The organism is Alkalinema pantanalense CENA528 (genome assembly GCF_050753345.1).
Lineage (GTDB): Bacteria > Cyanobacteriota > Cyanobacteriia > Leptolyngbyales > Leptolyngbyaceae > Alkalinema > Alkalinema pantanalense.
In genome coordinates this window covers 1-7,685 of record NZ_JBLZFX010000159.1, presented here as the reverse complement: position 1 = coordinate 7,685, position 7,685 = coordinate 1, and the positions used below count along the sequence as shown (strand labels likewise).

Here is a 7,685-nt window from a genome sequence, read left to right as displayed (position 1 = left end):
CGAAGCGAGCCGCAATGGATGACACGTTTATGCTCCAAGTCTTAGCCGCTGCGTTGCCCGACTCGGGTAAAGACTCCACCCCTAGTTGTCAATAGCGTTTGAGATGCGCTTACCCTGCCCCTACTCCCCACTCCCTACTCCCCACTCCCCACTCCCCACGCCCTTTCCCACCCTCCATGCCTGATCTCTTGACCACCGACACCAAACTCCCTGTAACCATCATCACTGGCTTTTTAGGAAGTGGTAAAACAACGCTGTTAAACTACATTCTGCAAAACTTTGAAGCCTATAAAGTGGCTGTTTTAGTGAATGAATTTGGTGACATTAACATCGACAGTCAGTTCTTAATTGCCGTTGATAAGGACATGATTGAACTGACAAATGGCTGTATCTGCTGCACGATTAATGACAACTTAGCGGATGCAGTTTATCGGGTGCTGGAACGGCGCGATCGGATTGAGTATTTAATTGTAGAAACAACAGGAGTTGCAGATCCCCTGCCGATCGCCCTCACGTTTTTAGGCACTGACCTGCGAGACTATACTCAAATTGATGCGATTCTGACAGTGGTTGATGTTTCTACGTTTACTCCCGAACACTATTTTAGTGATGCTGCCATGAGTCAGATTACCTATAGTGACATGATCTTATTTAATAAAACTGATTTACTGCCTGAAGCTGACGTGGATGAGTTGGAAGGGCATATTGGTTCGATTAAAACAGGGGCCAGAATTTTGCGTTCCCAATATGGCAAAGTACCCTTGTCCCTAATTTTAGATATCAACCTTGCGGAGTCAGGTTCTTCTACTCAAACTCTGGCAGTACCCACACCCCGTTCCAAGCATCTTAATAATGATGGATTTATGTCCGTATCGTTTCAAAGCGATCGCCCCCTCGCCATCAAAAAATTTCAACAGTTCCTCGACTACCAACTTCCCGATACCGTGTTTCGAGCAAAAGGTGTTCTTTGGTTTTCTGAAAGCTCCAAGCGCCATTTATTTCAACTCAGTGGTAAGCGGTTTACGATCGATGATCACGAGTGGACGACCGCCCCTAAAAATCAACTGGTGTTAATTGGCCGCAAGTTAGATTCGCTCTTCCTCATTCAAATGTTGAATAATTGTTTAACTCGGTGATAGTAATGAATCAAGATTTACTTTGGCTAGAACAACTAAAATTTAACAAAAACGGACTGATTCCAGCGATCGCCCAAGATTATCTGGATAATACCGTCTTGATGATGGCCTGGATGAACCGTGAAGCGATTCAGCGAACACTAGAAACTGGAGAGGCACACTACTGGAGCCGCTCTCGTGGTGAACTGTGGCATAAGGGCGCGACTTCTGGTCATATTCAAAACGTCAAAGAATTTTATTATGACTGTGATGCCGATACGCTTTTATTGAAAATTGAGCAGGTCGGCAATGTTGCCTGCCATACTGGAGCCAGAAGCTGTTTTTTTAATCCAGTCAGTTTGCCCAAAATTATTCTTGCGAACTAAAATTAGGATGATTTTGCTGGTTGTCTGCCCCTATCCGATTCAAACCAATAGTGATGAGTAATTTAAAGACGGTCGAGATCAAAGCATTCATTCCAGCGCAAGATTTTGATCGCGCTAAATCTTTTTATCAAGATCTAGGGTTTCAAATGGCCTGGAACGACTATGAACTCGCCTATTTCCATCATGGTGATACAAGCTTTTTGCTGCAAAATTTCTATGTCAAAGATCTGGCAGAAAACCTGATGATGCACCTGCTGGTTGAAGATGTAGAAGCCTGGTGGCAAATCGTGCAGCATTCCAGAATCGCGGAAAAGTACGGAGTGAAAGTTATTCCACCGGGCGATCGCCCCTGGAAGATGCGGGACTTTGTAATCCATGACCCATCCGGTGTGCTGTGGCGAATCGGCCAGAATATCTGACTATATCTGATCCCAATTTAGGTTAAGGATTTGGTTGATCGTTCTGCGAACCCCCTACCCACAAATCGTTTCCAAAACCTATCTAAAATTCAAAATTTAACATGACATGACAACTGTGGCGATTCGCCTGTCTGACTTTGGGGGCACCACTTATCAGGCTATCTCAACGGATGCTGAATAACGAACTCACCCCCCCGCTGCCGGGTTGTAGGATTAATGCTAAACAAGCGAATATGGTGATCTCTGTGTTCGGTCAGGCATGTTTCTAGGGCGGCGATCGCCTTCTCTTCCTGCGTTACTTTAATCACGCCACAATCTGACCAGGAATTCGCCCGAAACCGTCGCGTATCCGCCTGTTCCACACCAATATAAAATTTCTGGCTCAACACCTCTCGAATCCAGGCGATCGCTTGAGCATCTAGAGGTAAGGATGGACGATGTCCGTTGCCAGAAGCAGGCTGAACGGTTGGGTGTCCGTTCGGTTCATTGCGAATGGTGGCAATACAGACCTGATCTTCAGCGCAAAGATAGCCCTGACGCAGTTTCTGATTGATGCTGACGACATGACGGGCAAACGTTGAATCGGCTTCCTGGACATTGGGTAAGCGATCAGCTTGTTGCTGATGGATGATCACCGAGCCAGATGCCACATACCTACCCGCTGGAATCTCTACATTCTCAATCAATGCATGGGACATGACAATACAGCCATCCCCGACACGGGCATTAAACACAGTGGAACGGAACCCAATAAAACACCCCTTGCCCACATAGGCAGGACCGTGAATCAACGCCATATGAGTGATTGAGGCATTGTCACTAATCCACACCGAGTAAGGGTTGCCATCATCGCCAGTGACGCGCCCCTGCTCTAACCCGTGAACGACTGCCCCATCCTGAATGTTGACATTGGCTCCGATGTAAAACGGCATTCCCTCATCGGCGCGAATCGAGACCCCTGGTGCAATATGCACCTGTGTGCCAATACGGACATCCCCAATCACATTGGTTAATGGGTGGATGTAAACACTGGGATCGATCGTCGGTTCAACGAGTTGCTGCGACCAGGGAGTTGGTGGGGCGGGGATAGTGTGGATGTCCATGCTAATATGAGAATGATTATCGTTCTAAATAATACCTGGAAACAGGTCTTGTCCGCACTCTGAACTGGCAGCAGTTTTCCATTATGAGCCTCACCCTCTACAACACCCTGACACGCCGCAAAGAGCTGTTCACACCCATCCATCCGGGTCAGGTGACGATGTATTGCTGTGGGGTGACGGTATATGACGATTGCCACCTGGGCCATGCTCGTTCCTATATGGTGTGGGATGTGATGCGACGATATTTGCAATGGCGTGGCTACTCGGTGCGCTATGTGCAGAACTTCACCGATATTGACGACAAGATTCTCAATCGCGCCCAGGCAGAAGGATCAACCATGCAGGCAGTGAGCGATCGCTACATTGCTGCTTATTTTCGAGATATTCGACGGCTCAATATTCTGGATGCCGATGAGTATCCCCGTGTGACAGAGCATATTCCAGCGATTCATGATCTGGTTCAAGCACTGGTCGAGAAAGGCTATGCCTATGCAGTCGATGGCGATGTCTATTACAACGTGCGGCAATTTGCAGAGTACGGCAAACTTTCGGGACGGCAGTTAGAGCAGATGCAAGCTGGGGCAGGTGGACGAGTTGATCCCAACGATCCAGAGTTCAAAAAACAATATCCGTTTGATTTTGCGCTGTGGAAAGCGGCAAAGCCAGGTGAGCCTGCCTGGGAATCTCCCTGGGGACAAGGGCGACCGGGATGGCATATTGAATGTTCTGCCATGATTCGGGCACGCTTGGGAGAAGCGATCGATATTCACGGAGGTGGAGGCGATCTGGTGTTTCCGCACCATGAAAATGAAATCGCTCAATCAGAAGTGTTGACGGGTCAGCCGTTGGCAAACTACTGGGTACACAATGGCATGGTGACGGTGAATGGTGAGAAGATGTCCAAATCTCTGGGCAATTTCACCACCATTCAAGCGTTGCTGGATGGCAAGTGGTCAGACTATCCCCAACCCGTTGACCCAATGGCAATACGGCTATTTGTGCTGCAAGCCCATTACCGTAAGCCATTGGATTTTACAAAAGATGCCATTATTGCCGCTGAGAATGGCTGGCAAACGCTGAAAGAGGCGCTTTTGTTCAGTTACGAGTATGAGAATGGGAAGTGGAGCGTGGGAAATGGGGAATGGGATAGTTCTACTCCCTACTCCCTACTCCCTACTCCCCTTGACGCCTCATCAATGGACGTTGAATCGATCAATCGTTTTCAAACGGTAATGGACGATGATTTGAATACGGCAGCAGGACTGGCGGTGCTGTTTGAACTCGCCAAGGCACTGAAGCGGGAGTTCAATTTACGCAGCTATCAAGGGTCGTCAGAGCTAACCGATATGCAGTTACAACAGCATTTGCAAACCCTCGCTCACCTGGCGCAGATCTTGGGTTTAGACGTTCAGCCAGCCTCCATCCCTGAGCCAGACATTGATATCGGTTGGATTGAATCTCTGCTGCAACAACGGCAGCAGGCACGGCAGGAAAAACGCTATGCCGAAAGCGATCGCATCCGCAATGAGTTAAAATCCGCTGGTATCACCATCACGGATCAGCCGGATGGAAAAACGCGCTGGCATCGGTAAGTCGCTATGACACACCCAAGCATTGAGCAATGGAATCACCAATGGGGCAAAGTTTTAGTTTGGGTTGGCCCGCTCAGTTGGCTTGTGCTAGGGATTTATGTACTGGTTCGCAATCAGATCATGTGGGGAGGGCTGGCTGCACTTGTTATCGCGATGCCGATCAGCTTAGTGATTCATACAATCGCTCCACTTGCACTGATGATTCTGGTATTTTATCGTCGTCGTCGCTGTCAGCCGATTGGCAAAATGATTCGTTGGGGGCTCGTTTACTACGTCTCAATGCCTTTGATAATTCTCGCTCTTTCGATTAAGCTGCAAGGTTTTTCAGGAACATTAACGTGGATTGAGGTGATGATTCGCGAAATTAAGTTTCAACTGAATCAATAGAGAAATGTAAACTAAAAAATACGAAAGAGGCGATGAGTGTAACCCTAAAATCCATTCTGGAGTTAAGCGCGAAAGAAACTTTGTCCGATTATGTGACGGCGATCGCCTGGTCACCGATGGGCAATACCGTAGCGGTTGCCTCTGGATCGGGGGAAGTGCGCTTGTTAAAAAATTTTGTGAGTCTGTCGTTATGTCAGCCCACCGGTCAATCTATCGATGCCTTAGCCTTTTCATTCGATGGCAAATGGTTAGCGACAGGTGGACAGGATGGCACCATTACGCTGTGGCAGATGGAAGGGGATGTGCCCGAAATTGCGGACACGCTCGAATGTGGTTCCTGGGTCGATCGCCTGGTCTGGCATCCGACCTGTCATTATCTGGCATTTAATCAAGGAAAAACTGTACAGATTTGGGATGCGGATCGGGCTGAAGCGGTGACCAGTCTGGCGGGAATTGCGAATCCGCAGGATGTTCGTTGGTCCCCTGATGGGAAACATTTGGCGATCGCCATCAAAAGCAACATCTACCTTTGGAATAGACAGGACTGGAGTGCACCTCGCTACCAGTGGGAGTTGACTTCGCCCGCCAGTGCGATCGCCTGGTCACCCGATGGTTCTCTGCTGGCTTGTGCAATTCATGACCATAGTATTGGAGTGCTGAACTGGTCAACAGCACAACACCTCCAACGTGAGCCAACCGACGAAAATGACCTGCCTACGCTCATGCGCGGCTTTCCTGGAAAAATTCGCCAGTTGGCATGGGCAGATTTACCACCATTGGCTGACCTGCCACCGATTTTAGCGGCTGCCACTCGTGAACTGGTGACGATGTGGATGCAATCCCCGGAGGGGTGGGATAGTTGGGTGTTAAACCTGCACAGTGATACGGTTCTGGACGTGGCATTTCAACCCAAAACAGGATGGCTTGCCTCACTGTCCGAAGATGGGTGGATTATTCTGTGGCAGGCAGCATTAGAAGCAGTCCAAGTCCTGGAAGGAGCGGAAGCAGGCTTTTCCTGTCTGGCATGGCACCCGATGGGACACCATTTAGCCGCAGGCGGACAACGAGGCGAATTGTTTGTTTGGTCTACGGGTAGCGATAGATGAGTAACCGTTGTTTCACGATATTTAATCGGGCATTTGATATGGCTCAAATTCTTGGGGCTTATCCTCTCTTCGGTTCAGAAATTGACTGCCCTCAGTGTCACCGAACAATTCCAGCGTTGTTCCTGACAGATACCTATATTTGTCCTCAGCATGGTGCCTTTGAAGCAAATCCAAATACACATGAGTTAGGTGATGTGCGACTTTTTTGCGGAGCTGATGGAGGGGTTGTTTGCTGTTTAAGAAATAATCAGATCCGGTCTGATAGAGCGACTTGATGAGCTTTGGGGAAAGAAAAAAACACTCGGTATTCAGGACATTGCATTGGTTTTACCCTCTTTTCATAGTCCTATTATGCAACGCCAAGCTCATGGTTTTTCTTCCAGTACTTAGCCACCCAATTTAGTCTTTGTTCATAAAATTGTCATCGAAAAACACACAATATAGAGCAATATAGAGCAATTTCTCCAGTTGTAAAGATTTCTGGTAGTGCAATACCTGAACAGTAATTCAGGTATTAAGATGAGGGCAGTTGTCTTGGAGAACTCCTATGACTACAGTGACTCAAATGAAATGTGCTTGCCCAAATTGCCTTTGCATTGTGAATCTGAGTGATGCTGTGATGAAAGATGGCAAAGCCTATTGTGGTGAGGCTTGTGCAAATGGACATAAGGAAGGGGCAGGCTGCGGTCATACGGGCTGCGGTTGTCATTCCTAAGTGTCGCTAAACGCTCCCCGAATGGCTGACCACTGACTCTTGCTAGCGAGAACTGTCCTGCTGTAATTGCTGAATTTGCTCGATGGTCTACGACCGACCATAGGTCATCGACCAGCTCGTTGCCCGGACAATCAGATCAATGTCTGCGCCTTCCCGTAATAGGCTGATGACCAGCGATCGGCAACCTTCCTCGCGACCTTCCTGACGACCTTCCTCTCGGCCTGCTTGTCTGCCTTCTTCACGGCCTTCTTCTAATACAGCTTGATAGGTGACGGATTCGCGCATAACATCCCTCCGAATGATTTGACCAATCAACTCTCGTTCTAATACTAACCCACCCAGGAAGTAGGCTGCACCCAGTAATTCATGCTGCTGCTCTGGGTTCTCAACCTGCTTCATCGCTCGTACTGCATCGCGCAGGGTGCGTTCGGGGTTGTCGGTCTGGCCGAGGGCGGCAAAGGGCAATAGACCAGGTGCCTACATCAGTTCTGCGGCGGGCACTTCCCAAATCCGAATCACGTTGTACTCGGCGTACATCCCTGCAATCTCGAAGTAATTTTGCTGCACGAGGGGAGAATCGATTTTGCGTAGGTAGATGACGACTTGATGGATGGTTTTATCAGGCGCTTTGCGGTGGATGCGCAGGCGATAGTCGGCAAGGCGCATCGGCATGACTTGGGTCGGGTCGGTTTGCCATTCCACATGCAGGATAGCGGTGGACCCAAGCATTTGGACAAGATCTAATGAAAGTTAAGCTCTAAGTGTAACGTGAGCTCAGCCATCTCATAGATCAAAAGAGATTGATCTGACAAATGCTTTAGTTAATCGAACTCATTATCATCCATCTAACCGGGTCAGTCAA

11 protein-coding genes are annotated in these 7,685 nt (G+C 48.5%); 8 read left to right on the top strand and 3 right to left on the bottom strand.

The window, feature by feature from the left end; genetic code table 11:
• The first annotated feature begins 176 nt into the window (after window positions 1–176).
• From ACN4EG_RS26565 to ACN4EG_RS26555, 3 genes are read left to right on the top strand one after another with little or no spacing between them, the layout of a single operon-like run.
• Window positions 177–1,136 carry a CobW family GTP-binding protein gene (locus tag ACN4EG_RS26565; RefSeq protein WP_431633301.1) on the top strand — a complete coding sequence of 320 codons (960 nt, stop codon included), beginning with the start codon at window positions 177–179 and terminating at the stop codon, window positions 1,134–1,136.
• A gap of 5 nt (window positions 1,137–1,141) precedes the next feature.
• Entirely contained in the window at window positions 1,142–1,501 is a 360-nt protein-coding gene (hisI, locus tag ACN4EG_RS26560; RefSeq protein ID WP_431633300.1) for a phosphoribosyl-AMP cyclohydrolase, read from the top strand.
• 53 nt (window positions 1,502–1,554) lie between these two features.
• Complete coding sequence (locus ACN4EG_RS26555) at window positions 1,555–1,920, top strand: VOC family protein (protein WP_431633299.1); 366 nt, start codon at window positions 1,555–1,557, stop codon at window positions 1,918–1,920.
• Between the two features lie 158 nt (window positions 1,921–2,078).
• Here ACN4EG_RS26555 and ACN4EG_RS26550 read toward each other — a convergent pair whose 3' ends face one another.
• Window positions 2,079–3,023: a ribulose bisphosphate carboxylase small subunit gene (locus ACN4EG_RS26550; RefSeq protein WP_431633298.1), complete on the bottom strand. Its 945-nt coding sequence runs from the start codon at window positions 3,021–3,023 to the stop codon at window positions 2,079–2,081.
• An 83-nt stretch (window positions 3,024–3,106) separates the two neighbouring features.
• Between ACN4EG_RS26550 and cysS the strand changes: the two genes are divergently transcribed.
• The 5 genes from cysS to ACN4EG_RS26525 all read left to right on the top strand — a co-directional run bounded on the left by cysS (window position 3,107) and on the right by ACN4EG_RS26525 (window position 6,823).
• A complete protein-coding gene (cysS, locus tag ACN4EG_RS26545) occupies window positions 3,107–4,615 on the top strand; it encodes a cysteine--tRNA ligase (RefSeq protein ID WP_431633297.1) in 1,509 nt (502 codons plus the stop codon).
• Between the two features lie 6 nt (window positions 4,616–4,621).
• Window positions 4,622–5,002: a hypothetical protein gene (locus tag ACN4EG_RS26540; RefSeq protein WP_431633296.1), complete on the top strand. Its 381-nt coding sequence runs from the start codon at window positions 4,622–4,624 to the stop codon at window positions 5,000–5,002.
• A 32-nt stretch (window positions 5,003–5,034) separates the two neighbouring features.
• On the top strand, window positions 5,035–6,108 hold the full coding sequence (locus ACN4EG_RS26535; RefSeq protein ID WP_431633295.1) for a WD40 repeat domain-containing protein: 1,074 nt from the start codon (window positions 5,035–5,037) through the stop codon (window positions 6,106–6,108).
• Window positions 6,105–6,383 carry a DUF2396 family protein gene (locus ACN4EG_RS26530; RefSeq protein WP_431633294.1) on the top strand — a complete coding sequence of 93 codons (279 nt, stop codon included), beginning with the start codon at window positions 6,105–6,107 and terminating at the stop codon, window positions 6,381–6,383. Before ACN4EG_RS26535 ends, ACN4EG_RS26530 begins: the two co-directional genes overlap by 4 nt.
• Window positions 6,384–6,655: 272 nt before the next feature.
• Window positions 6,656–6,823, top strand: a complete 168-nt coding sequence (locus ACN4EG_RS26525) for a metallothionein (protein ID WP_431633293.1) — start codon at window positions 6,656–6,658, stop codon at window positions 6,821–6,823.
• Between the two features lie 87 nt (window positions 6,824–6,910).
• On the opposite strand, the gene ACN4EG_RS26520 is transcribed toward ACN4EG_RS26525, so the two are convergent.
• Entirely contained in the window at window positions 6,911–7,288 is a 378-nt protein-coding gene (locus ACN4EG_RS26520; RefSeq protein ID WP_431633292.1) for an RpnC/YadD family protein, read from the bottom strand.
• A gap of 12 nt (window positions 7,289–7,300) precedes the next feature.
• Complete coding sequence (locus tag ACN4EG_RS26515) at window positions 7,301–7,552, bottom strand: RpnC/YadD family protein (protein WP_431633291.1); 252 nt, start codon at window positions 7,550–7,552, stop codon at window positions 7,301–7,303.
• Between the last annotated feature and the right edge of the window lie 133 nt (window positions 7,553–7,685).

Coding starts and splice junctions, on each gene's coding strand:
- ACN4EG_RS26525 (WP_431633293.1), top strand. CDS start 6,656: ATGACTACAGTGACTCAAATGAAATGTGCTTGCCCAAATTGCCTTTGC.
- ACN4EG_RS26530 (WP_431633294.1), top strand. CDS start 6,105: ATGAGTAACCGTTGTTTCACGATATTTAATCGGGCATTTGATATGGCT.
- ACN4EG_RS26555 (WP_431633299.1), top strand. CDS start 1,555: ATGAGTAATTTAAAGACGGTCGAGATCAAAGCATTCATTCCAGCGCAA.
- cysS (WP_431633297.1), top strand. CDS start 3,107: ATGAGCCTCACCCTCTACAACACCCTGACACGCCGCAAAGAGCTGTTC.
- ACN4EG_RS26550 (WP_431633298.1), bottom strand. CDS start 3,023: ATGGACATCCACACTATCCCCGCCCCACCAACTCCCTGGTCGCAGCAA.
- ACN4EG_RS26515 (WP_431633291.1), bottom strand. CDS start 7,552: ATGCTTGGGTCCACCGCTATCCTGCATGTGGAATGGCAAACCGACCCG.
- ACN4EG_RS26540 (WP_431633296.1), top strand. CDS start 4,622: ATGACACACCCAAGCATTGAGCAATGGAATCACCAATGGGGCAAAGTT.
- ACN4EG_RS26535 (WP_431633295.1), top strand. CDS start 5,035: ATGAGTGTAACCCTAAAATCCATTCTGGAGTTAAGCGCGAAAGAAACT.
- hisI (WP_431633300.1), top strand. CDS start 1,142: ATGAATCAAGATTTACTTTGGCTAGAACAACTAAAATTTAACAAAAAC.
- ACN4EG_RS26565 (WP_431633301.1), top strand. CDS start 177: ATGCCTGATCTCTTGACCACCGACACCAAACTCCCTGTAACCATCATC.